Below are 25010 nucleotides of genomic sequence, written 5' to 3'. Positions count from 1 at the left end.
CCCGCAGCCGCACAGCGCCGAGGAGGCTCCCGGCTCGCCCGCGGAAAGCGAGCACCTGGAGCCAACAGACAAGTTTAACAGAGCCAAAAAAATAAAACAATATTGAGGTGTGACATCATGAACGTATTGGATGCAAAAATCATTAACACACAATATGGTTTAGAAACCTATTTAGACATGGTGAAGAATATCGAAGTAAAAGAACTCCATTCTCCATCAGATAATGAGCCCTTTTATGAAATAGTATTAGGGATAGAGTATTTTCTTCTAAGGGACGGAAAATATTATGATAGTGAAAGGAATTATTTTCGGATTCAAATGAGCGAAGATTTTAATTCAATCACGTTAAGAGAGACAGATACCGAAAGTTTATTTGCTGTCAAAACCGAACACGAGAGAGACTCAACTAAGCTACTGGTTGGAGAATGGCTTATAAAAACCAATGCTTTCAAGCAAGTAATAAGTGAACTGATCCAACAAAAGAAAATGGAGAATGTTCAAAATGAGGGAGACACTCGAAAAGTATTAGGAACGATAAGATTCTTGGAAATATTACTTGAAATCAAAACAGAAGACATACTAAGTGCCGATGTAGAGAGGGACCATTGAGTTTTCTTAATACTAACTATCTTTTAATGTACGCTATTGATAATTACACGGTCCCACTAAGGATTTTTCAAAATTGAAAAGGGGGAGTTTAAATGTGTTTTTAAAAACTTCCCTTATATACTGTAGAAAAGGAGAATGCACTAACATGAAACGTTTTACTATGCCGAGAGATCTTTTTTACGGAGAAGGATCTCCGATTGAAGCAGCTAAGCTAAATTTGATTGAAAGGGGAAGTAATGTATGACTATTTCGTTTGATTACTCCAATGCATTAGCATTTATGAAAAAGAGTGAAGTAGATAATCTAAGTGAATTTGTAAAAGTGGCTCATAAAATGCTACATGAAAAAACAGGCCCCGGCTCTGATTATCTTGGTTGGGTCGATTTGCCACTAAACTATGATAAGAGTGAATTTGAAAGAATTAAACAAGCTGCTGAAAGAATCAAGAAACATTCAGACGCAATGGTTGTAATTGGTATTGGTGGTTCGTACCTGGGGGCAAGATCGGCTATAGAATCTCTGTCCCATAGCTTTCATAACCAGATGAACAATAAGACACATGTTTATTTTGCCGGTCAGAATATCAGTTCTACTTATATATCTCATTTATTTGAACTATTAGAGGGGAAAGATATCTCTGTTAACGTCATTTCTAAATCAGGAACAACGACAGAGCCAGCCCTTGCTTTCCGTATTTTCCGTGACTATATGGAGAAAAAATACGGAAAAGAAGAGGCGAGAAAACGTATTTTTGCTACTACAGATCAGAAAAAAGGCGCATTAAAAAAGCTTGCGGACGAAGAAGGATATGAAACGTTCGTTATTCCGGATGATGTTGGTGGAAGGTATTCTGTGCTAACAGCAGTTGGTCTCTTACCAATTGCCGTAGCAGGACTTGATATTGATCATATGATGGAAGGGGCAGCAGCAGCAGCCCGTAAATACAACAATCCTGATTTATTGACAAATGAGAGCTATCAGTATGCTGCGGTCCGAAATGTACTCTACAATAAGGGAAAAGCAATTGAAGTGCTTGTTAACTATGAGCCCTCCCTTCACTACGTATCGGAATGGTGGAAGCAGCTGTTTGGGGAAAGTGAAGGAAAAGATCAAAAGGGGCTATTCCCTGCTTCCGTTGATTTTTCAACGGATTTGCATTCCATGGGGCAATATGTACAAGAAGGTCGACGAAACCTTTTAGAAACGGTTTTACAGATTAAGAAACCTCGAATTGAAGTGACTATTCAGGAGGATCCAGAAAATATTGATGGATTAAACTTCCTGGCAGGTAAGACGATGGATGAAGTCAACAAAAGTGCATTTCAGGGTACCCTTATGGCCCATATAGATGGAGAAGTACCTAATCTCGTGATTGAACTGGATGAAATGAATGAATACACTTACGGTGAGATGGTTTACTTTTTTGAGAAGGCATGTGGGATTAGTGGCCATCTATTAGGAGTTAACCCATTTGACCAGCCTGGAGTCGAAGCATACAAGAAGAATATGTTTGCTTTACTTGACAAACCTGGTTTTGAAGCAGAAAAAGCTACTCTCATGGAGCGTTTATCAAAATAATTATATCTGATTGGTTTTGTATTAATAAAAAGATTGTTACCAAAAACCATAAAAAGTTGTGTTTTTACTTTCAGTAAGGTTTTCGCGCAGGTTAAAATTCAAAGAAAAAGCGCTGTAGGAAAATTTCAGCGCTTTTTATCAAGTGGTCCATTTCTCGAATGAGGGGATGCGTAAATAACCTTTTTTCGTTAGGTTCCGATATTTTACAATGCCTTTTAGTTTAGGATCTAAATAAATAAAATCATCGGTTTCTGTCCGGATGAATTTTTTGTATTCTGCATACAATTTCTTCCGATCAGAGGGTTTCATAAATTCCATTAAGCCAGCTGGTGATCCATCTTCAAAGGAAAGCAGCACGCCAAATTCCTTTTTACGTAAGCCGGTAATCAGGACATTTTCATACTGATAATTAATGACTTTGAGCCAATTTTCGGAGCGAGTGCCAGGGCGATAGATAGAGTCTGCTTTCTTTAAGACAATGCCTTCAAGTCCTTGTTCCTTAATTAACTCAAAGTATTCGCTGCCGTGGCCTTCTATATGCTGTACGTAACATTTTTTGTCAACAAAAAGTTGCATACTAATAAGACGTAGTCTTATATTGCAATCCCCTTCTTTTGTTTATTTTGGGTAGACTCTATGAGAACAAATGAAAGTATTGTGAATTTTAATTTTATTTTGCGCAGTTTTTAAGCATTAATTTGCGCCATAGAAACATAAGAGGCTCATGATTATCTCGGTGGTAATCATGAGCCTCTTTCTTACTTATTCAATTATTGTTCGACAGTAGATAGGAACAGTGTATTTGGCATTTAACTGATGTACCAAATAGCAGTATATTTATTCGTTATTAATAAAATTTATTCATTCTGATTTTGTCGCTTGACATGGAGCCTCTGCGGACAGATTTTTTTGAAAAGACCAGAGCAACAAGCTTTTCTGGGCAATTAGCCTAACCCATCCGCCACTCCATGTAAAGCGCAGCGTATTCAAAAAATATACTGCCACGAACAGCATTTTTTAAGTGCCACAAACAGAACAGTGCATCCTTTATACAGTATAGGTTTTCAACACGTTGATCCTCCGTTTGAGTCATGATTTTCCTCATCCTTTCAAGATAAGCTTCAGCATATGTGCCTGATAAAAAGCTTAATGCAGCACTTTTCTAAAGGTGTGCGACGGGTTTCAATAAGGTTTCCAAGTATGTTTTTCACTTATGTGTTAAGTTCGGTGAATAAAAGTGAATGCCCTTTTACTAAATTTGTCTTTTCTTTTTTGGTGTATTTTCTCTTCGCATATCTTGTAGATAAGTACACTTTTACGCAAGATTTGTTATGAGAGCCAAACACCTTACTGAAAGATTAATAAAGCTTAGATTTAAGAGAGGTTTTAAAATGATTGAAACGAACAAAAACGGAACTGCCCGGGCAGTTCCGTTTTGATTCCATCAAAAAGTTACTTTTTCACCTTTAAATGCAGCAATATAAAGTTTTTTCATTTCTTCTACAGATACTTCCCGGGGATTGGATGATGTACACGGATCTTCAATCGCTCCCGCTGCCATTCGATCCAGCTGTTTTTCAAATTCACTCTCATTTACACCGAATTCCTGCAGCGATAACGGAAGGTTTAGCGATTTATTTAAACGGCGAAGCAAATCCGTTAAGGAATCGATTAACTCGTCTTCTGTGTTTCCAGAAAGGTCAAGCATCTTAGCGATATCAGCAAACCGGGAACCGTCCGCCTTTTTATTAAAATCAATCACGTATGGCAAATAAAGAGCATTCGCAAGGCCGTGCGGAATGTTAAAAATCGCGCCACTCTTATGTGATAGGCTGTGTACAATACCAAAACCCGTTCGAGAAAGCCATTCCCGCAATAGCCTGGGCATAATGCATCTCTGCTCTCGCTGCTTTATCTCCAACTACTGATTTTTCAATATTATCCACTGCCATTTTAACCGATTGTATCGCCAACGGATCACTAAATGCGTTATGCATCGTTGATACGTAGGCCTCGATTCCGTGCGTTAATGCGTCCATTCCCGTATAGGCGACAATGTCAGCCGGCATCGAATATGTCAGCTCCGGATCGATAATGGCAATATCCGGCGTGATCTCATAACCAAATACCGGATATTTCGTTCCTGTTTCATGATCCGTGATAACAGAAAAAGGTGATACGTCAGTACCTGTGCCACTCGTTGTAGGAATCGCCGCAAAGCGTGCTTTTTTCCGTAAAGCCGGTAGTGGGTTCGGTGCTTTAACTTTATCAAATGCGAGCTCCGGATTCTCATAAAAAATCCACATTAATTTAGCTGCGTCGATCGGTGAACCGCCGCCTGCGGAAATGATCCAATCCGGCTGGAATTCCTCCATCTTTTTTGCACCCTCTAAAGCGGTTTTTGCAGATGGGTCATTTTCAACACCATCAATGAGCTGTGTTTCAAATCCAGATTCACGTAAATAAGCATCTATTTTATCAAGATAGCCTGATTTTTTAATGGACTGGCCTCCGATAACAATAGTTGCCTTTTTCCCTTCAAGGGTTTTCAAAACTTCTAAAGATCCTTCTCCATAATAAACATCCCTCGGAATAGTAAAACGGTTCATGTGTGTAAATTCTCCTTTTCTGCATTAAAGTAGGCAAGCGTTCAAAAAACATTCAGTGTAAATTTCCCTTATCAATTTTTTTAAAACATTAGTGGAACCATGTAACGTTATCAATAGTATTTTATTAAAAAGGTAGTTATTATTAAGAAACCTCAGTTATCCCTCTCTACAACGGCACTTAATATCTCTTCTGTTTTAATCTTAAGTAATTTTTCCAAGAACCTTGTCGTTCCTAAAACTATTTGAATGTCTTCCTCTGTTTGAACGTTTTCCATTTTCTTTTTTTGAATCAGTTCATTTATAACTTCTTTGAAAGCATTTGTTTTTATAAGCCATTCTCCAACTAGTTCCTTAGTTGCGTCTCTCTCGTATTCGTTTTTGACAGCAAATAAGCTTTTCGTTTTTGTTTCTCTCAGTATTATTGAACTAAATTCAGAATTCATACGAATGCGAAAATAATTCTTTTGACTGTCATAATATTTTTCTTCCCTTAGCAAAAAATACTCTATCCCTAAAATTATTTCGTAATAAGGGTCTATCTCTGTAGGATAATGAAGCTTTTTTACGTCAAGATTTTTCACAAAGTCTAAATAGGTTTCCAATCCATAATGAGTATTAATTATTTTTGCATCCATTACATTCATGATTTCACTCCCTTTTCACCATCCGGAAATTGTTATGATATCGGATACATTTACCGAATTCACACAAATTAGCCTAGTTGCTTTTTTACACTGCATGTCCACCAAACTCGTTCCGAAGGATAGCTATGACTTTACCGGTAAAGGTATCCCTATCTAAAGACCGGTACCGCATAAAAAGAGACATGGCGATGACTTGAGTAGTACTTTGTTCTTTTTTCAGAACTTGCACGAGTAATGATTTGTGCTACTCTCAGTTTACTGGTGATACGTTAGAATTCCTGTAATACGAATATTTGGAGTTTGAATAAAAAAGAACGCCTCGTTATGATGGGGTTACGCACGAGGTCATTGCCTCAAAAAGCCCATCTGGAGGTCGCTCTATCATGAAGTTTAAAGCACAAAACAAACAAAATCAACTCATTGAAAACATTACCGTTCATCATTTAGTGGTCGGCGTAGATATCGCTCAAGAGACCCATGTAGCCAGGGCCGTCAGCTTTCGTGGGATTGCTCTAGGGAATCCGCTTCAATTTGGAAATCATCGTGACGGCTTCGAGCTTTTCAAACGTTGGATTGAGACCTTACTTCAAACCCACCAACTGAACAAAATCTTGGTTGGCATGGAGCCCACCGGTCACTACTGGTTCAACCTAGCACGCTGGCTCTCCGACCAAGGTATAGAGGCTGTTCTAGTAAATCCTCATCTTGTCAAAAAGAACAAGGAAAACCGAGATAATACACCCTCTAAAAGCGATCACAAAGATGCGCTTGTTATCGCGGACATGATTAAAAATGGGTACTATTCCCCTGTTCGTTTTCATTCCGAGACTTACGAAGAGCTACGTATTCTCATGGCTAACCGAGAAACCGTTACCAAACGCCTTAACAGTGCCGTCAACCAGATTCATCGCTGGGTAGACATTGTTTTTCCTGAGTTGCGGCAGGTCTTTAAGATCCTTACCTGCACCAGTGCAATCGCCACACTCAGACTCTTCCCGTTACCGAGTGAGATTGGTCAATTAACTACGGATCAAGTTATTTTTGGCTGGAAGCAATATGTGAAGCGTCATGCTGGAGTGAAACGCGCTGAGCTGCTGATTTCCCTTGCAAAATCCAGTGTGGGCACGACTCAGGCACTCCGTTCTTACAAGCTTCATCTGGGTCAGCTGCTTGAAGAATATGACTTGGCTCAGCGTCAACTTGAGCAGATTGAACATGAGCTCCGTACTATTCTCGAACATATTCCTTACGCACAGAAGCTGCTTGAAATCCGAGGCATCCATGTCACAAACCTAGCGGGTATTCTTGGTGAGGCTGGGGATCTAAGTGGTTATTCACATGGTAATGCGCTGTTACGTCACGCCGGCTTGAATCTAGCCGAAGCTAGTTCTGGGAAATGGCGAGGAAAGATGGTACTGAGCAAACGGGGCCGGCCTCGCTTACGTCATTTTCTGTATCTCATGACGATGAGCATGGTCATGACTAACCTCGAAATTCAAGCTCTACACCGCTACAATGTAGAAGAAAAGAAGTTAAAGAAAATGAAATCCATTATGAAATTATGTGGAAAAGTAGCACGGATGCTAGTCGCTTTGGCAAAAAACAATACAGCTTACGAACCCATTAGGGTATTGCCACAAGCAGCATAAGCAATACATCCTCACCAGTTCATGCATTCGTAGGATTTCAAGAAGCACGGAGTATCGGGAGACGTTAAACAAAAGGGCTCGGACCCGTTCCGTTAGAAAGACCGACCTCCACCCCTTGGTTAAGATGTGACGAAGGAATGATAGGGCTTGGACCCGTTGAGACATGGGAGTGAGAATCACTAAGGCGAAGTGGAGACGTGCAAATATGGAATAATTTGGGTGATTAATGCTCACCCTTTATTTCTGCATGCCCAATTCTCCTTTAACTGACTACCAGCTCCTCAAACATCTCTTTCTTCGAATTAAACAAGGGATGAAATCCTACGAATTCATGAGCTTGAGTGAGGAAAACGAATTATATTGAGGGAGTTGACTGATGACAGAAACGATCATCATAATCGCATCATTATTTGAACCAAATTGTTCTTTAGAATGTACTGAATCCTCCTTATCATACAATCCCTTTCCCATTTCTAATAATCCAATGATGGCATCAATCTTATTCAATCCATATTCCCCCTAAACGATAATAAAAAAAGGAAGCACAACACACTTAGATCTACTAAGTGCGAGGTGCTTCCTCGCTCCGATATTTAATTAATCAATATTATATACCTACTTTTTTTCTATGTCCATAGCAACCGAGTTACTTTGTCCTATCAACTAAGTTTCGGAGTTTGAGCTGCTCCTTCATACAAAATTTAATGATCCTTTCCCTGTGTGACTCTCGGATCTCTGTGAATTCTATAGCGGTTTGGAACATACTCCTATTATTGAGCTTCACATAGACAATTCTTGAAACAAAAGGAACTGTAAATGCATCCTCCCCGTTTGCAATATACAAGTTTCCTTGTATTCCAGACTGATTCTTTTTAAACTTTGGTTCTTTACTGAGAAATGACACCCCTCCACCGCTGATGTCCTTTGTAACAAAGGAAAGATCCTCCTCATTCAAGCTCAAAATGAGTTTTACGGCTGCCGGCACTCGAAAGTATTCTCTTTGCTGGATATGAAGAACATCCTTGTCACCTGGAATAGCTAGTTGAAGTTTAGCAGGAGATTTCTCTAGCTGTGTCATTACTCTCGTTTTAAATTGGTACCTGTCTCCGGATTCTCCACGATATGAGACAAACACTTCCTGCAAAACAAGCGCGGGTAACGAAACTCTGTGTTTAGAAATAATGGAACCAATCCTAAACGAGATCTCGTCAATATCCTGGATCTGTGCAACCAGCATATTTCCCTCTCTATCCTCAATTTCAACATACTGATTTACAAATAAAGTATCTAGAGCATTCATGCGTCCTGATTATCCCTCCTTAATTTGTGTAAACGCAAAAAAAGCACGACAAGCCCAAGAGGGGCTGCGCGTGCTTCGCGTTTTATGTATTTAATTCCTTTAATTTTATCACAAGGACCAACTAGGGTAAATGCTACGACACCATTCAAGATTAAAGCGGAATGCAACCGACACCGCATATGGTTACTGATGTTTTCCTGCAAGATGTCGTAACTCCTTATAAAACTTGACTCAAGACAGATAATATTGTGTTTTGTGTGCGCCAGATGTGGCGGGTATATCCCATTTAAAATTATAATTAACTTCTCACAATAAAATAAGGAGGTGAATCCTTTGGATAATAAATTCAGCAGCAATTTGATAGCTTTTATTTCTGGTTTACTTGTATTCTCTACTGATTTTTTCAGTAGAATGCCATCTTTGGACAGTACCGGTTTATCACTTTTTGGTGGATACATATTTCTTTCAGTCTATCATGGTTGGAAGTTCGCTGCTCCGCGACTTTCCAATCTTACTTCAGCAGTCGTGTTCTGGCTATATCCGGTGGTTTTTGGTTTTACAATGCTTTGGGCGATGCTCATCGGAATGATGATCTCGGCACCTAAGTTTGTCATTTCGTTTTTTAAATGGCGATCTACAAGAACCCAAGCTACAAAACCATTGATAAATAATAATATGGCCACGGCATCTATTCATACACCTATCGAGCACAGGTCTGCTGCAGACCTTTCTAACGTGGTACCTTTACATCGTAAAAAATAGTTCTTAATTTTCATAATGTATTGGCCCTGCAGTTCAGTTGAAAGAAGGTGATTAACTATTACGGATCCTGTCATGCTTCGTATACAAAGACGCGTGGTGGAGATGAAATACACTGATTCAGTCGAGAGTTACGACGACACCGTGGAAGAAGTCTACGAGATCAGGGAAGTCAGAGACTGGGTTTACTCTATTTTCAGGCTTTTTCCACACTTTATCTACTTTATCAGTATGGAGTTTGATTCCCATCTCACTGTCCTAGCTTGCCTTGGTGATGTTGAAACCATCCGACTTGGAAGTTATCCATTAACCCCAAACGAGAATAAAAAATTAGGAATAGACATTGTACAAGAAGCACCACGGGCCCTCTAAAAGATCTCAATTGATGATGATTTATTCCTAGCAATAGATTTAGCCATTCGGAAATACACAATGTCGATTGAGGACCATCTTGGATCCTTGATAATTGTGGACATGATTCGAGGCGTAACAAATCGATGGACATAAAGAAGCGCACCAGGCATATTTGCTCGGTGCGTATTTTCTCATTATAGGCGTTATAAACTTCCCCATATGTACCTCATTACAACTTAATACTCATCCACTTCCACAATGCACAATCCTGTTCATTATGTTCCCTAATTGAATGTTACTGTTTAGTGTGACAATTTCATATCGTCTATCAGGTTTGGTGAATCATCCTTGCCTTTTTCGGTTCTTAATAACTCACGTTCGTCGCCGTTATCCTCTACAAGTACAGCTACAAGTTTACTTTTGCTGCCATTTTCATAGACTTCAATTTTCATTTACACATAACTCCTATTCAATATGATTGATAAAACGCTAATGGGGCCAGTCTTCTTGATAACAGTAAAAGTGCAGCTAAATAAAGAAATAAGTATGATACAAGTTGCTCCAATAAAGCTGCTGCAGAACTTTTTTAAGCTAGTTCTCTTCTACATGAGACTTTTCATTTATTCGATTAGTCGTAACCTTCTATATCAACTCGCAGCACATCTTGTATGTCAAACCATTCTCCATCAACTTTGAACCGTTTGAGCCGGATATCTACCTTCTCAACAACCCCAATTACTCGTCGGTCCTCGAATTCATCGTACAACTGAACATTGATTGGCAAACGCTGCTGGATAGATACTGCCAGGGCTCTGCTGACGATCTCTTTCTCTTGATCGTCAAGATAAACACGGCCCTTCTTACTTTTTTCACGGACATGTTCAACGTAAGCTTCTTTATGTTCCGGCATAATCATACGGCTTGATTCCCAAAACATGTTACTACCTGGTGTAAGTTTGTTTCCTATCATCGTGATCACCTCAGAGCTAATTATATAAGAACATTAGTTCTTATTCCAGTGACTATTTTTTCTAGGGAAGCAGGGTTAATTTGCAAACAAGGGGCTTTCACTTAACTTTCCAGGACATGTCCAGTTTTCGAATATCACCTGCAACAATAATTGGTATACGTATTGCACATAATTCTCAGCTGTTCCAACGGTTCCATATACCTTTTTATATCTTCTCCATGTTAAGTTCATTATGGAGGAGATAGCTTATGTTAAATGAACCATTAAAACCAATGCTCCTTCAGCCGATGCTCCCTTCACAAATAAAGAAAGACTTTAAATCGAGCCTGAAATGGGATGGCTTTAGGATATTAATACATTATAACCACGGTGCGGTGAGAGCTTTTACAAGGCATGGAACAGAGGTTACGTCAAGATTTCCTGAACTGAATAATATTAAACTTCCCGTAAAGACGGCCATATTGGATGGTGAGTGTATTGCCTTCGATTTAACACAGGCTAAAGATCAACCTCCAAAATTGTGGTGGGATGACGCGATGACTAGATTTAATACAAAAAAGGAATCAGCTGTTAAACAAATAGCAAAAACTTTACGAGCTCACTTTCCATTATGGGATATACTTTTTTTGGATGGTAAACCCATGCTGAATTCATCATTCATGCAGCGCAGAGAGGCGCTTGAAGATATAGTAGATAATTCAGAAACTCTCTCAATTACCCCTTTATATAATGATGGAGAAGAACTGTTCTTGAAAGCTAAAGAGCTTGGACTTGAAGGAATTGTTCAATATCACCCAGACGCTCAAATTCACCTAAATACACGCTCTAAAAATATGATTAAGGTCAAGGCCTATCAGTACATTACCTGTCAGATTTCTTCAGTAAGGCTTGTAGGCGGTTTTGGCTGGGGTTTAACCGTAGATGGCAAATATGTAGGTCTATTGGAATTCCCACCGAACAGCAAAGCAATACGTGCGTTTAATCAGGTCTCTAAACAACTAGTTACGCATGAACACAAAGGCTGGAGATACATCGAACCAGTTTTAGGTTGTAAAATCAAATTTCAGTGTTTCACTAAAGATGGAAAGCTGCGATCACCGAAGTTCGAAGAATTTATCACAATTACTTCTGTGTAAAGAAAAGCTCAAGATATCCTTTACTGGCGCAAGGATATCTTGAGCTTTTTTACATCGATTTTTAAACGATACCTTTGGTTAAATTTATAGTTGTTGCTATTGTATGATCGATACCTTCTTTGATGTAACATCGGAGTTCTAAACAGTAACCGCCTCTGTATTATTAGAAGGGAAATGTCAGAGGTGGTAATTTTCACAGGCATTAAATTTGATGCTCAGGCTATTCTTCATCATAATTCATTATAATGAACAGCAGGTGTTTTCTGACTAATGTGCTGATTTCGTCTACCATAATTACATTGGTCCACTTTCATCAATTGATCGGGGGACTGTGCTATTGACTACGGAAAGAAGAAGTAGTAGTCGTACTTGGGTTAACTATTTGTGTCTTATTACAAAGGAAGACTACTAATAAATTTTAACTGTAAGACGAGATATAGGATAATGTAATCAATTACAATGGAGGAAAAGAATTATATGGCCAATCGTTTTATGAAAGAACTGTCTTCAGATATACAATTACATACAGCTATGATACATAAAGAGCCCATTGTAGTATTTAATTCGAATGAACTCGTAGGGAGCGGAGTCATCGAAGAAATCACGGAATCCTCAGTAAAAATCCGTGGTCAGTATTATTACAAGGGGGGCTTTACTTTTAAATATGCTAAATAATAAAATGCCCGGGATTCAATAGAGCGAGCAGGATCATCCAGTTTAGTCCAGGTATCAATATATTTTGGCTTTTACTTTCTTGGTGATAGGATATAAAAAAGAAGCCACCTGGTTAAGATGGCTTCCTCTAATTACACTACTACTTTATAAATGTAACGCCAATCGGGTTATACAAGTCACATTCCCCGTTCTCTGAAACAGCCCATACTAAAATGTATTTATTATCTATTGCATCTACCGCAAGTGCTGTGTATGTTTTACCATCATCACTCTTTTGGGGATTCTTAGTAGTCCTCAATACCCTGTCCTCCCATTTTAATGACACTGAGTCGTTTTCATTCATTTGGCTAAATAACTTCATATTCGCTCTCCTTCATTTAATTTTTCACTCAATTCATTACCTCGTAATTGGAGCGGCTTTATAGTCTGCTATGTCCCCAATTCCCCTCTAAGCCTATATACAAGTTAAACGTGCAAGCATAGCTTAATGATAAAAAGATTCTAACTCTATTTTTATTGAACGGTTTTCAGTTCCTTAAAGTTTATAGTAACCTTATAATCAACTCTTCATTGGAGATATTTTTGTTGTGCTCTTTTTGCAACTTATCCAGTTCGAGCGGCTCAACTTCAAAAAAGCCATTATCCTTCTCATAGGAATATTCTTCATCTATCAGCTGGTGAATGCCCTCCTCATTCTTCTCCATAACTGCATCATGCAGGCGAGAGTTAAAAATCGCTTTCAATAGAACCCAGTCGTTTAACTTCAAGATCTTTGCACCCCTTCGATTTCATAAAAAATAAAAGAGGCCCAGCAGACTACTGCTAGACCTCTTGTTCCATAACGAATAATTTTTGGTAATTCTAACTTGGAGACGAATCTCATCATGTTATCAGAATTAACGGTAATCGCCATTTAAAATCCATGATCCATCAACTCCATGATTAACGGTTATTGCTCAAATAGAGTACAATCATTTCCGATGAACAGGTGATTCTGCTTTTCGCTGGCGCAGATATTCCTGCATTAAGCGATCGCGTTCATGACGCTCATTTTCATTCAAAGGCGGGATAGCAAGAACACCTTTGCCTGCTTCAGCAAGTTTTTCGAAAGCATCTATTATTTCTTTGCTGTCGTTAGTCATTAGCAAGATCCCTCCTCAAAGTATTGATCAACCAGTTTTCTAGCTGCCTCCGTCTCGATCGTCATCAAATGTCCACCGATTCGTACTGCACCCAGCTTCTCCTGATAGTGTTTAATCAAATTGGTTTTCGAGGTAAAAGCAATAACACCATCAAATCCCATCTCGAAGCTTATCTTACAAGCGAAGGCGAATAAATGAGCACCTACGCCGATAAACAGTTGATTACTTGAACCGATATTCCAAGGGGCATTTTCGACAAGCATTACATCGATGTAACCTTGAGCAATCTCATAGCTGATAAGTCCTTGGATCTGATCAGAACCCACAACCATAAGTTTTGCCACCTTGCGATTCGGTGCTGAGTATTCCTTAGTCCAATTGAAATTAATCCAGCCTTGCTGTTTAGTAAGATGTTTAAGATCTGAACTCAGCAAAGGCTCTATCAATGTCTTATATTCTTCCCCAGTCTCCCGGTGTATTAAACACGGTGTTAATTCGTCAATAATGATGTCAATTTCACAATCGATATTCATACTTTCCTCCTGTGTATTATAACATAAAAATAAAATAGATTATGTACAGCGCTGTGTGCTCTGCTGTTTTTTATTTCCGACACATGAGATTTCACGCTTAGTTAAGCGTACCGTATTCCCTAAAGGAGTGATTGCTGTAAAAACAGGCCCTCTTTTTGTAAATTCAACACTTTTCACCTTTGCAACCTCTGTTCGGACACCAAATTCTGTCTCTACATCAAAGAAAACATTTTTATTAATCATCTTTTTTGCCCTCCTAGAGAAACGTTAATTTCTAAACAAATATTTACAGATGTAAAAAACACCATAAGTGCTATGACCTCAACAGTCATGCGTCAAATGGTGTTTTGATATCCATGAGGATATAAATTGAATTACTCAAGAAGAATTAAAATACAGACCTATCCCACACGCAATAAAAATTATCATTAGAATGCTCCCTATGCCCAAGCTGGGGAGTACGTGGAAAGAAAAGGAATGGTATTTATGTATTATATCACTGCAGCATAATCCAGACAATAAATGAACTTCATATACAGTCAGTAAAATCTCTAGTTTGGTTGTTTGGGACCAATAACGTATACCGTATGTCCATACTTTCGTCCGAATTGTTGTGCTTTCTCCAGCTCCTCTATATACACATCTATGATATTTCCTTTTATAGCACCACCAGTATCCTCTGCTTTCCGATATCCCACACCCTCGATGTATACCCACCATCCCATCGGGATGATCGTCGGATCGACAGCAATAGTTCTTCCTTCGGAAACTGTAGTTCCTGAAGATGTAATACCGAAGGCAGGATCACCTGGATTCTTACCCGTAGATTCAAAACCAGCGGTATATGCGGTCAACTCAACATCATCCAGCTTAAACTTATAATTTACCGGCTCTGCTTCTAACGTAATGACTTTTGGCTCTTCAGAATGTGAGTGATTATCTTCAGTTGGAGTATCTTCATTAACTGTTTGTGTATTGGATGGAGGATCTTCGCTAACTTTACTTTGGGTCACAAATGGATCTGAAATGGGAACAACAGGTTCAGGAGTTGCAGTACCTACTGCAACGACCTTTGGCGTATATGGATTGATTACTTGGCGTTTTAATACTTTCTCTGTAGCCGAGACTCCGTTTTCTACCCGTAGCAAGCGTTGTACCTTTTGTTTACCTGGCTTTCCCTCTTGAATTACTTCTTCCGTTCCTATGAGCATATTCGGGTCATTATAAGTTACTGTTTCGTAGGGGATTTCTTCAATTACCTCATTCTCATTTTCGGAAACTCGTGTCACCCGTATTTTGACTTTTTCAGAGAGTTTCGTCATTGTCGAAGGTTCTACAATATCCTGCTCTCCCACGCTCACATCAAGCTGCTTAAGAACTTCCCCTACAGTTTCAGCATGAGTATTAACCGTCATATTGTGACTATCCACCATTACTTCAACACGTTTTTTTACTAGTGCAGCACGTTGAGGTTCATTGCTTTCCCCTGAGTTTAGGACGATTACGACTGAGATACTGGCGAATACAGGAATCGCGATCGCTAATCCTATTAGAATTTTTCGGGTCCTATCATATAACAACAAAATATCCTCCTTAAAAAAACAAAAAAGTACCAGACAAACCCTTTTGGGGCAGCCTGGTACTTCCAGTTCGATGTTATTTGGTTAATTTCAGTATAAGTGAGCAGACAATAAGTAGCAATAACAAATAGGAAATCTACATTATACTTTCAGTAAGTTTGCACTTTTAACTCTTCGCCAAACTTTACCCAAAAGGTAAGGAACACCAACAGCATATCCTTTAAATTGATAAGCCCAACATTCACACCTTTCTCAGGAAATGGAGATTCACTAAATATTGATTGAAGCTATCGAATGAGAGGCAAGTCGTGATTGTTTTTTTACGAAGTCTATCCAGTTTAGCTGACTTACCTTTATCAGTGAGATCTGTCCCAATTACGATATTATCTTGACTAAGAAAACCGTTTAATGTTAAATAAAGACCCTTAGCGATACCTTGCCTTTGGTGGTCTTTTCTAACGTCGACATACGATATACTGTACGATAAAGGATGTTGGGGATCTTGATAAAGCAGCATTACTCCCCTGACATCTATCCCTTCAACGGCTATTACACAGTAATATTCCATTATCGATGCCATGTTAAAGTCTATAGGAGAGAAAAAATGAAAGCCCTCGTAAACTCTACTACCGTTTGAATTCTTTCCTTCATTCAATCCCCCTGCAATTTCCCTCAACTCATTTAGAGGTATAAACTCATACTTCACTATCTTCCTGCCCCTCCTATGATCTATATACTATCTGGGGTTATAGTGCGGGACTTTTAAGGAGAATAGAGCTCATCCATGATACCGGAGAGCGGAATCCAATAAAAACCGATCAATGCACCTTCTTCAAGACCCGGAACGTTTTTCGCATAGCGTTCACAAGCGTTGAATTTCCAACCTGTATGGTTAATAAAATTTGTTGGGAAATTGTCTATCGGAGTTCCATCTGATGTGTAATATCCTTTTTCCAGTTTTCCACATTCCACATCTTTCTCATAATCTTCGAATCCCTGTAACATCGCAGCTAGCAACGGTTCTTCGTTGCTCTCTAGGTCCACTCCAGTAACAGTGAATATTTGCTGCCGATAAATGAATTTCTTTCCTTCTATCCCTTCAGGGATCGTATCGACGAATAGGTAGTCCGTATCTGGATTTAAATCGTTGAGGGCATCCTTGTAAGACTCCAACGTGACGGCTGATATTTTCACTTTGTTATTACCAAATGTCATGAATTTTTACCTCCTAGTAATTTAAATAAAAGAGATGAACTCTTACTGAGTTCATCTCTTGACCGGTATTTCCGTTACTAAATTCAAATTATTAATTCACATAAGAATAAGCAGTTTGATATTTTCAATCCTTCAAAATAAAGCATTTCAGAAGTATATAGTAATTGAAATCATGTTACTTGTTCTTCTACAAATTCTCCCATGCTAAATAACTGATTACTGATATTACTCTCCAAAAACTCCATATTACCAAGTTCATCTGGTGCAGACAAGTACGTAGTCACCTTCCGCTTAAAATATTCTCTGCCGTACCTTCTAATAATCGCGCCGCATGAAATGGTTTCAAACGCCTTGTCGCGACGAATAGCTCTCCACTCGTCTCCTCCGCCTACGCAGTTGATGAAGCAAAGATCTTTATAGTAAAACCCTTGCCCGACACAGAAGTTCCCATGCTCTAACATTTGGATCAGATAATCCAACGTTTTACATTCCGTGAGCATCCTCTTATCGAAAAACGGGTCTCTTGCTGCCCGAATGTAACGATTACGCGAACCTATCTTTTCCCACGTTTCTAGCCAAGTTGTATCTTGTTCACCATAATCCTTTATGATTTGAAGACCTTTGTAATTCTTGCCTTCAGCAGCAAGCTTCTGAATAGAGGCAAGTCGGTCCTCAGTTATTTGGCGAATTTCCCATCTGTCTCCAATAGGATTTGAGTAATTATAAAAGTAACCAATTTCAATGATTTTCACAAGCATTTCTCCATTCGTTGTTTATCGTTGATTAAACCCACTCTGTGGACGATTCGCGGTCGGCCTTAAAGTCATAAAATTCTAAGAAAGTTAGACCCCAATCCTCGGATCCGAGCGGTCTCTTCTCTACAATGCCAGTTTCCTTAACTACTTTGAACTCAGACTTTTGCCCATCTTCCCCTTCATTGATGAAGTAATGAGCATGACAGTCCTCCATGTCGAATTTAGTGATACCACCATACTCCACAGTAATTTCTTTTTCCATTTCAATGATCATCACACTTTCCTCCTGATAAAAAATTTGGGTTGTTCAGGCAAAAAAATAACGCCTGACAAAAACCTCTGATTCTCGCATTGGCGATTTTAGAATCAGCAGCTTTGGTCAAGCGTAATTTAGACATTAAAAAGCGCACCAAAGGATAAAATGTCATTAGACATAGTAATCACCCATGGGCGCATTTGAATTCATAAGAATAAGTGGTATGGCGCGTGCCACCACTATAAAAAAGGTCAACAGTAAAGTAAAGGTATACATCAATTATAGCAGACTTTCGATCCTTCGCATAGATAGTGAAAGTCTACTTTAATAAAGAAGCAGGATTAATCATCGACACGTTCTTGCTCGACCCCACCCATTTAAGGTAACCAAAAAAGTATTTCACATCGTTTTGTACTCGCCGGCAGCTTAACAGAATTCTATTTCTTGACTATACAGCTGACAATAATTAATTCAACCTGCTAAACTTCGTGCTTGAATCCGTTATAATTTCTCCAGGATTTAGTTTCACCTCAAAATATTCGCTGTATTCTTTCTGTTCAATGAGTGAATGGCTGGCGAGTATTGTGATGTTTTGCAACTTGTCCTGATCTTCAGCGCTTGCGTACACACGTACGAAAGGAAATTGGTTTGCGATCGTGGAATGAATTGCTTCAAGGACTTCATCTCCACGTAATTTCCCAATCACATTCATAGCCAGCACTCCATTATGACTGAGTTTTTGCCTTGTGATGTCAAAGAATTCCCTAGTAGTTAGATGGAAAGGCACGACATCGTTGCTGTATGCATCAAGCACGAGATAATCAATGGAGTGATCGAGCTGTTTGGACAGGAGCTTTCTACCATCTCCAACTTCAACAGAATCTCCTTCGTACAAGAAGTATTTCTTACTCATATCAACAACAACAGGGTCGATCTCTGCTGTAATCACATCCTTGCCAAGTTTCTCGTAATGGCGAGCCGTCGTCCCTACACCGTGACCAACGATAAAAACTCGCTCCATATCTGTAATTAAATTGTCTCCAACCTCTTGGAAGTGACGAGCATATTTGAATAATACCTCATCTGGATTATCTAGATTAATGCCCCCTTGATAGCCCTTCGGACCAAATTGCATGTAGCGGTACTCCCCAGGAATACCATTCCTTTCTTCGCTTTCAACAATATATACATTATGGTACGCACTCGATTCTTCAGCGATTAATCGTGTACCTGGTGCATTAATATGACTCTCTGCGAATTGAAGAAAGGGAAGAAGACAAAACGCAAAGCTAGGTAACACAAACACCATTTTTCTTCTGAATTTCAAACCTATATAAAGGATTAAAGCTATAACAAGCCCACCAGTAAATGAGGCAAATATGACCTCCAACGAGGCCGCAGGCAACAGCCAGAATGTTACGAGTATAGTACCTGCGATACTCCCTACTGCGGATATCGTATGGAACTTACCAATCTGAGCCCCACTGAACGAAAGGCTAAGCCCTTCCTTTGTAATCGCAGGGACGATAGCACTCAAAGCAACGTTCGGTACAAGAAAAAGGAGCAAACAACCTAGTAGCACTCCAATATTATTAGGCAATTCATTAAGTGAGTTCAATACTGGAGACACCATAGGAACAGCTGCGACAGTAATCATCGCGATTGAAAGGTACAGAATGACCATAACCTGAGAATTAGATCTATCAGCATGTTTTCCTCCAAACCAGTACCCTATTGTAGATCCGGTAAGAAATGTGCTAATAATGGCCCCCCAAGTAAACATAGTACTCCCAAAATAAGGAGTAAGAACTCTTACAGCTGCGATCTCAAATCCCATGTAAATAAAACTGGTCACAAATGCGAGTGTATAATATAAAATCATCTCCGCTCCCCCTCTCTAAGACAGCAATTTGAATCCGTCTGCTTGTAATTGCTACATCGATGTTCTTCATTCAAAAAAGTGTTCATTTGGAAATGCCATAACTTAGACCATAATTTCTCAAATATAGATAAGTGTTGATGATTCAGTAATCCGACTTGAATTCCTAACCGTTGCTTCCGGAATAGATTCAAAACTTTGCCTCCTTAAAATCCCTGTTAAACAGAAAAAGGGAAGCACCCAATATGGCTTTATCGCCAAAAGGGTGCTTCCCTACAAAAGTATTTAATTATTGTTTAGTATATATATACTAGCACTATAGGTCAATACTTATTCCACTTACTGCTCTTGAACAATGGTCCTGTGACTGAGCTTTCAGGCATACGATCGGAAAGAGATAAAAAAAGATGCCTCACTGAAATAGGCATCTTTTGCTAATAGTTTAGGAGATTATCATTAGACTAGCAACCAGTCCAGCCATTATCGTCATCTGAGACAAGACAACAAAGCCGTCATCTTTGAAATAGGCGGAAAATTTGCTTAGAACAACGGCTATAAGGCACGCTATAATAAAAATCAGGCTACCAGCTAACATTAATTAAATTCCATTCGCCAGAGTATAAGTTAACTTGCTAGTGTATGTAGTTGCCACAGCACCAATTGTATCCCCAACTTGGTAAGAGGATCCTTCACCGTTAAGCTGACTAACGGTTACAGTCTTCGGAGTATTTATCCAAAATGTTGGAATCACTTCATAATCACCCATACCAAATCCAGGGTGAGCACTGAAAATAGTTTGTGGAGTCGATGACAAATGGAAGGAACTAGACAACGGTCCGTGTGTAGGATCCACTTCCTGCCCAATACTCACAAGGACTTCTCCAGATCTTACTTCAACACTAGACGCTGGATAGGACAAGACATATGTACCATTGCCCCCTGAAGAAGGGTCGGTAAGTGGCTGACTGTAAAAATCTTCTGCAGATAACGTAAGTGTCCATCCGTCTCCTCGACCCGTGTCATCAGTAAGATAAATTTTACTTGATACCGTTGCACCTTTCCATTCATTACTGTTGATTACCTTAGGTGCGAAAATGATTGGATCCGCTGAAAATGTGAGTTGTCCCCCTACTAAGCTAAATTGGCTTTCAGTCGATTGACCAACTTCCTCTGCTGCTGCAGATAAAGGAACAGACACTAATAGTGCCAGACCGAGTAATGATGCTCCAAACTTCTTTGTTTTTGACATTTTCATTCTCTCCTTTAGTTTTTAGTCGCCTCTAGAGTCTCTTTAGAAGTTACATACTCATCACCCCTCTCAGATTTTCTTTTTGACTTCTTAAATAGAAGAATGATAAGAAGTAACATAACAATAAAACCTAAAATTGCAGTCAATAATATTACCTGAGTATCATTTTTCTGTGTGACTATCTTAATAATATTATTGTCCGCAAGTGTTCTTTGAGATGTGGTGACCTCTTCTTGGTTTAAGGTGAATTCAAATTCCCTTGAGAACCTTTGATCTTCCCATTCTCCTACTAATACAGCTTTATAATTCCCTTGCTCAAGGAAAGTGTCTTTTAAGATAAAATCAGTTTTTGCCTCCGTGTTAGCATATACGGAATCCATACTTAATGAACTCTCATAAATATTTTGATTCGTATCGAGATCAATTAACTTCATTTCAATATCTGGCTTTCCAAGAATGTTTCCACCATTTTCAACATGTGGTGATACACTTAACAAACCATTGCTTAAATACTCATATTCAAAATCAGAGAACGAGAATTTTGAATTCGCTTGATCTGAGTTATAATCGCCAATAATCTGAATTCCGATTTTAGTTAAAGCATCAGTTTGGAAGGTTACTTCTTGAGATTTACTTTTTACTACTTCAGGTTCTTTATATTCTTGTAATGCTATGTAAGAAATATATTGGCCGTAACTCAAATCTTTAGGATACTCAATGTTGAATGAGAAATTCTTAGCTTCTAATGGCTGAAGAATTATCTTTTCTGGCTTTGTCTTAATCCATTTAGCTGGACCCGATACTGTCTCTCCATAATCTCTAAAATTTTTACCACCATTTAGTTTTGGAACAACATCAGCAGGATACAAATAAAATACTGATTCATTTTCCTTGCTATGATTTGTGACTGTGACTGTATAAGTATGCTTCGAACCTGGAGTGATTTTTGTGTGAAAACCACCAGCTAAGGTTTCTGTATTCTTGTCAGCTATTATCATTGATACTTTAAAGTCTGTAGCAGAAGCAGTATTAGCAAATAAAGTGAATAACAGCATACATAGAACTTGAATACGAATAGTCTTTAACTTCATCATTCTGATCTCCTCATTTGTTTTGATAGACTTTCCAAATTTTGCTCAAGAAATCATTAAAATTGTTGGGCCATGCTTATATTTCCTTATCAGAAAACAAAAAAGTACCCCACACTTACCAATGTAAGCGCGAGGTACTTCCTCGATAGAATATTCAATTAAAATGATCATATACCTACTTTTATCCTAAGTCAATATACCTAATCGGAATTTTTATATTGATGCATGATACACTATTGATCATGCATCCATGATCAAATAATCTAAACTTCGCTATACATTTATCAGCAGCGCCTCGTTACAGTACATTTCATAGGGAATGAAGCGGAATGCTCACAGTAGCCATTGCCTTTTTCTTTTGTTCATCGTTTACATGTGTATAGATCATTGTCGTTTCTATCGAGGAGTGTCCAAGTAGTTCCTTTACGACGCGAATATCTACTCCGTTTTTGAGGAGCATTGTCGCGAAAGAGTGCCGAAGTTTATGGCAGGATAACTTCATGTCCGATAATTTTGGGTTTTGGCTCTTAAATTCTGTAAACATTAGGTTTGCGATCTTCTGAATCTGACGGATCGATAACCGCCTTCCCTTTTGTGAGACAAAAAAGGCTTCTTCCTTCTTGCTGTATGGTGTAATCCGTTCTTCCTCAACCTTACTTAGATATTCAACTAGCAGTTCAGGCACAGGTATCTCATTCCATTTACGGCCCTTACCAAAGACCTCAATTGTCGCCTTCGAACGCTTAAAGTCCTTAAGGTTTAATCGATGAACTTCTCCCACGCGAAGGCCGCAGTATCCCATGAGAAGGAATATGGCTATGTTTCGATTGCGATACCTGCCTTTTATAAACTGAAGACTTTCGACTAACTCTTCTTCCTCTAAGTAAACTGGCTTCTTGTTCCTTTCAGTCTTTGATTTTTTTACTTCCATTGCAGGATTCCTAGAAGCCATCTCAAAGTCTATCATCGCTACGTAGAACGATCTAATTGCCGAAAGTGATCGATTTCGGGTTCGGTCGCTTGTAGACTCTTGCTTACTCACAAGAAAGTTTATTATATCGATCTTACCTGCTTTTTCGAGGATAGTTCCATTTAATGAATCAAAGTAAGAATAAACTTCCCTCATATATTCACGCTGTGTCGCGTCTGTATAACCCGATTGCTTCATCCATATAGAAAAAGCACGAATTTGTTCATCATATACATCTTCCAATTCATATTTACGTGACGAGTCCAACGCCTCACCTCCCCCTATTTTCCTTTCGAAATTATTACATGCTACGGTTAGTAAATTCTTATATCTTATTGTTTAGATTTAGAGTAGTAAGGACGGAATTCCTTAGCCGTAAATCTCGTTTCCAAGAACAAATCTGGATTGTATATAATATGCGGCGGAAGCTTAAAAAACTTACAAACCTTATCTATGATCTCGATTGGTGGAATCCTTCCTTCATGAATGTGAGTACGGAAAAGAGGTCTACTGTACCCTAAATACTCAGCTAAATCTCGGTGGTTGATATTATGGACTACCATTAAACCTGCCAGTATTACATTCAATATTTTATCACCTAAGAAACCTTGATGTAGTTTGGTCTCAAAAGGTATTTTAATCTGCATTTCCTCGCAGTGTTCAAAGAACAAAACATCTTCTGGTAAACCAAAAAATTCAGATATTTTCTTTCTATTGGCTTCGCCAGGATTTCTTTCATACACCCAAGAATGTGCAGTACGCTTCGAAACACCTATTGCCTCAGCAAGCTCCGAAATTTTAGTATTTGTACCATAGAGCAGTGCCATGAGAATACGATTTTTAACAGTATTTTTGGTAGGAGTACGAAATCGGGGCTTCTTTATACCTTTCCCAAGATACCTATGTTGCTTGTCGTATACCTTACTATTATCCATCAAAATCTAAATTCACCTCTTTAAGAATTTATTCCCTCTTTAAAGGACTAATATGTAATCTTCTTAATATACAAGTCTATTTCTTTCTCTTCTTACCCTTAAGGGAATCTCGGAACTTTGATACAGCTATTTCTATAACAGGTTGCCAAAGATCGAGCTGTTTTTCAGTCATAAATTTAATTTCATTTGCAGATAAGACGTCTATACTATGAACTAAACACTCTGGGTATACCTTATATCTTGGTTTACTAAACTCTATCTCATAATCATGATCAGGAAACTCATCACGAATCAATTGTCTAAGCTTTTGTTCATCATCCTCGATAATAATAGCCTTCCTACTGCCTGTAAACGGTATAGGAAACGATTTATAGTAAATCTTTTTATCCAGCAAAACAATACAGCATTTCTTTGTAAATGATGTCTCTAAGATAGGTTGAAGTTCTAACCTATACTTTCCAAGATTCGGGTCGATCAAATGAATGTCGTCATCTAACGCTTCATCAATTACCTTTTTCACAAAAACCATCACTCTACCTCCAAATGCATCCATCCTTATTTATCGGCCATTAAATTTTATCGTGTAATCTCGAAAAATTCGAACACCTTATTCTTGTCTATTAATTTATTCTATTAATCTTAAAAATACTGGAATAAAACGACTTTCTTTTATGTGAAACTACCTTTCTTCCTAACTAAAAATCGTTTTAGTTTGAAAGTGCGCAAAATCTGGGTTTGGCGTACTTATTTTAGCACATATGTTCTTATAAAAGTAGATGTTTCTTCAGAATTATATCTTATCTATTGAATTTTCTCTTCGTTGATAAATCTTATAACTGTGTTTATTCCCCCCAATCCCCCTCCTAGTCTCCTTTTTTGTAAACAGTTCACTTTTGAGTTTACTAGTAATTTATTATGTTAACTCTTCTGTTGACCGTAAGAAATTTAGATTCATCAAAACTGAATAGTTTAATGAATATTAAAATGATCATATAATTGTTTATTATACTTATTAATTTACTTAATATATTCATATTTATTTGTATATTCATTTTTATGAACAAAAATATATGTGTTTAAATTAAAATGAGGGAGGGAGAATTTGATATAAAAATGTTTAGG

At 38.4% G+C, this 25010-nt stretch carries 28 protein-coding genes and 2 pseudogenes; 6 read left to right on the top strand and 24 right to left on the bottom strand.

Annotation, left to right across the window (positions count from 1 at the left end; genetic code table 11):
• The first annotated feature begins 117 nt into the window (after positions 1 to 117).
• Both BM415_RS20390 and BM415_RS20385 read left to right on the top strand, forming a co-directional pair.
• Complete coding sequence (locus tag BM415_RS20390) at positions 118 to 609, top strand: hypothetical protein (protein ID WP_031538332.1); 492 nt, start codon at positions 118 to 120, stop codon at positions 607 to 609.
• Between the two features lie 240 nt (positions 610 to 849).
• Positions 850 to 2187: a glucose-6-phosphate isomerase gene (locus BM415_RS20385; protein ID WP_031538331.1), complete on the top strand. Its 1338-nt coding sequence runs from the start codon at positions 850 to 852 to the stop codon at positions 2185 to 2187.
• Between the two features lie 138 nt (positions 2188 to 2325).
• Here BM415_RS20385 and BM415_RS20380 read toward each other — a convergent pair whose 3' ends face one another.
• The 4 genes and pseudogenes from BM415_RS20380 to BM415_RS24830 form a co-directional block, all read right to left on the bottom strand.
• Entirely contained in the window at positions 2326 to 2763 is a 438-nt protein-coding gene (locus BM415_RS20380) for an ATP-dependent DNA ligase (protein ID WP_072526550.1), read from the bottom strand.
• Positions 2764 to 3631: 868 nt separating this feature from the next.
• A pseudogene (locus BM415_RS20375) lies at positions 3632 to 4796 on the bottom strand (iron-containing alcohol dehydrogenase).
• A gap of 152 nt (positions 4797 to 4948) precedes the next feature.
• A complete protein-coding gene (locus BM415_RS20370) occupies positions 4949 to 5440 on the bottom strand; it encodes a hypothetical protein (RefSeq protein ID WP_090727733.1) in 492 nt (163 codons plus the stop codon).
• An 85-nt stretch (positions 5441 to 5525) separates the two neighbouring features.
• Positions 5526 to 5648, bottom strand: a pseudogene (locus BM415_RS24830) (6-phosphogluconate dehydrogenase (decarboxylating)); the annotation flags it as partial.
• Between the two features lie 175 nt (positions 5649 to 5823).
• Between BM415_RS24830 and BM415_RS20365 the strand changes: the two are divergent.
• Positions 5824 to 7089 (top strand): IS110 family RNA-guided transposase, encoded by a 1266-nt coding sequence (locus BM415_RS20365; protein ID WP_090728282.1) that lies wholly within the window; start codon positions 5824 to 5826, stop codon positions 7087 to 7089.
• A 321-nt stretch (positions 7090 to 7410) separates the two neighbouring features.
• On the opposite strand, the gene BM415_RS20360 is transcribed toward BM415_RS20365, so the two are convergent.
• Positions 7411 to 7596 carry a hypothetical protein gene (locus BM415_RS20360; protein WP_090727708.1) on the bottom strand — a complete coding sequence of 62 codons (186 nt, stop codon included), beginning with the start codon at positions 7594 to 7596 and terminating at the stop codon, positions 7411 to 7413.
• A gap of 139 nt (positions 7597 to 7735) precedes the next feature.
• Complete coding sequence (locus tag BM415_RS20355) at positions 7736 to 8389, bottom strand: flagellar brake protein (RefSeq protein WP_090727706.1); 654 nt, start codon at positions 8387 to 8389, stop codon at positions 7736 to 7738.
• A gap of 333 nt (positions 8390 to 8722) precedes the next feature.
• On the opposite strand from BM415_RS20355, the gene BM415_RS20345 reads away from it, so the two are divergent.
• On the top strand, positions 8723 to 9151 hold the full coding sequence (locus BM415_RS20345) for a hypothetical protein (RefSeq protein ID WP_090727703.1): 429 nt from the start codon (positions 8723 to 8725) through the stop codon (positions 9149 to 9151).
• Positions 9152 to 9804: 653 nt separating this feature from the next.
• On the opposite strand, the gene BM415_RS25245 is transcribed toward BM415_RS20345, so the two are convergent.
• Positions 9805 to 9954, bottom strand: a complete 150-nt coding sequence (locus BM415_RS25245) for a hypothetical protein (RefSeq protein WP_170862573.1) — start codon at positions 9952 to 9954, stop codon at positions 9805 to 9807.
• A 176-nt stretch (positions 9955 to 10130) separates the two neighbouring features.
• Positions 10131 to 10472, bottom strand: coding sequence for a YolD-like family protein (locus tag BM415_RS20335; protein WP_090727699.1), 342 nt, complete (start codon positions 10470 to 10472; stop codon positions 10131 to 10133).
• 248 nt (positions 10473 to 10720) lie between these two features.
• Between BM415_RS20335 and BM415_RS20330 the strand changes: the two genes are divergently transcribed.
• Positions 10721 to 11608, top strand: coding sequence for an ATP-dependent DNA ligase (locus BM415_RS20330; protein WP_090727698.1), 888 nt, complete (start codon positions 10721 to 10723; stop codon positions 11606 to 11608).
• A 477-nt stretch (positions 11609 to 12085) separates the two neighbouring features.
• Positions 12086 to 12283, top strand: coding sequence for a hypothetical protein (locus tag BM415_RS20325; protein ID WP_244533617.1), 198 nt, complete (start codon positions 12086 to 12088; stop codon positions 12281 to 12283).
• 139 nt (positions 12284 to 12422) lie between these two features.
• On the opposite strand, the gene BM415_RS20320 is transcribed toward BM415_RS20325, so the two are convergent.
• The 16 genes from BM415_RS20320 to BM415_RS20245 form a co-directional block, all read right to left on the bottom strand.
• Positions 12423 to 12644, bottom strand: coding sequence for a hypothetical protein (locus BM415_RS20320; protein ID WP_090727696.1), 222 nt, complete (start codon positions 12642 to 12644; stop codon positions 12423 to 12425).
• A gap of 181 nt (positions 12645 to 12825) precedes the next feature.
• Complete coding sequence (locus BM415_RS20315) at positions 12826 to 13050, bottom strand: hypothetical protein (protein ID WP_090727695.1); 225 nt, start codon at positions 13048 to 13050, stop codon at positions 12826 to 12828.
• A gap of 204 nt (positions 13051 to 13254) precedes the next feature.
• Positions 13255 to 13425 (bottom strand): hypothetical protein, encoded by a 171-nt coding sequence (locus BM415_RS25240; protein ID WP_170862572.1) that lies wholly within the window; start codon positions 13423 to 13425, stop codon positions 13255 to 13257.
• Positions 13425 to 13958, bottom strand: a complete 534-nt coding sequence (locus BM415_RS20310) for a hypothetical protein (RefSeq protein WP_090727693.1) — start codon at positions 13956 to 13958, stop codon at positions 13425 to 13427. The genes BM415_RS25240 and BM415_RS20310 overlap by 1 nt, the downstream gene beginning before the upstream one ends.
• A 39-nt stretch (positions 13959 to 13997) precedes the next feature.
• Positions 13998 to 14201: a hypothetical protein gene (locus tag BM415_RS20305; RefSeq protein ID WP_090727692.1), complete on the bottom strand. Its 204-nt coding sequence runs from the start codon at positions 14199 to 14201 to the stop codon at positions 13998 to 14000.
• A 308-nt stretch (positions 14202 to 14509) separates the two neighbouring features.
• On the bottom strand, positions 14510 to 15538 hold the full coding sequence (locus BM415_RS20300) for a G5 domain-containing protein (protein ID WP_090727690.1): 1029 nt from the start codon (positions 15536 to 15538) through the stop codon (positions 14510 to 14512).
• Between the two features lie 241 nt (positions 15539 to 15779).
• Entirely contained in the window at positions 15780 to 16244 is a 465-nt protein-coding gene (locus BM415_RS20295) for a GNAT family N-acetyltransferase (protein ID WP_090727689.1), read from the bottom strand.
• A gap of 56 nt (positions 16245 to 16300) precedes the next feature.
• Positions 16301 to 16753, bottom strand: coding sequence for a hypothetical protein (locus BM415_RS20290; protein ID WP_090727687.1), 453 nt, complete (start codon positions 16751 to 16753; stop codon positions 16301 to 16303).
• A 170-nt stretch (positions 16754 to 16923) separates the two neighbouring features.
• A complete protein-coding gene (locus BM415_RS20285) occupies positions 16924 to 17505 on the bottom strand; it encodes a hypothetical protein (protein ID WP_090727685.1) in 582 nt (193 codons plus the stop codon).
• A gap of 31 nt (positions 17506 to 17536) precedes the next feature.
• A complete protein-coding gene (locus tag BM415_RS20280; RefSeq protein ID WP_090727684.1) occupies positions 17537 to 17782 on the bottom strand; it encodes a hypothetical protein in 246 nt (81 codons plus the stop codon).
• Between the two features lie 448 nt (positions 17783 to 18230).
• Complete coding sequence (locus BM415_RS20275; protein ID WP_090727682.1) at positions 18231 to 19646, bottom strand: fused MFS/spermidine synthase; 1416 nt, start codon at positions 19644 to 19646, stop codon at positions 18231 to 18233.
• 595 nt (positions 19647 to 20241) lie between these two features.
• Complete coding sequence (locus BM415_RS20265) at positions 20242 to 20892, bottom strand: hypothetical protein (protein WP_090727679.1); 651 nt, start codon at positions 20890 to 20892, stop codon at positions 20242 to 20244.
• 14 nt (positions 20893 to 20906) lie between these two features.
• The gene (locus tag BM415_RS20260) at positions 20907 to 21986 is read right to left on the bottom strand and encodes a WxL protein peptidoglycan domain-containing protein (RefSeq protein ID WP_139237039.1); all 1080 of its coding nucleotides are present in this window, start codon (positions 21984 to 21986) and stop codon (positions 20907 to 20909) included.
• A gap of 307 nt (positions 21987 to 22293) precedes the next feature.
• Positions 22294 to 23220, bottom strand: coding sequence for a tyrosine-type recombinase/integrase (locus tag BM415_RS20255; RefSeq protein WP_244533615.1), 927 nt, complete (start codon positions 23218 to 23220; stop codon positions 22294 to 22296).
• 65 nt (positions 23221 to 23285) lie between these two features.
• A complete protein-coding gene (locus tag BM415_RS20250) occupies positions 23286 to 23888 on the bottom strand; it encodes a helix-turn-helix transcriptional regulator (RefSeq protein ID WP_090727676.1) in 603 nt (200 codons plus the stop codon).
• 76 nt (positions 23889 to 23964) lie between these two features.
• Positions 23965 to 24417 carry a hypothetical protein gene (locus BM415_RS20245; RefSeq protein ID WP_090727675.1) on the bottom strand — a complete coding sequence of 151 codons (453 nt, stop codon included), beginning with the start codon at positions 24415 to 24417 and terminating at the stop codon, positions 23965 to 23967.
• Positions 24418 to 25010 lie beyond the last annotated feature (593 nt).

Origin of the sequence: Paenibacillus sp. 453mf, assembly GCF_900116105.1 — a bacterium.
GTDB classification, from domain to species: domain Bacteria; phylum Bacillota; class Bacilli; order Paenibacillales; family Paenibacillaceae; genus Paenibacillus; species Paenibacillus provencensis.
The sequence above is the reverse complement of the archived record's forward strand: the minus strand, read 5'-3'. Positions and strand labels throughout refer to the sequence as shown.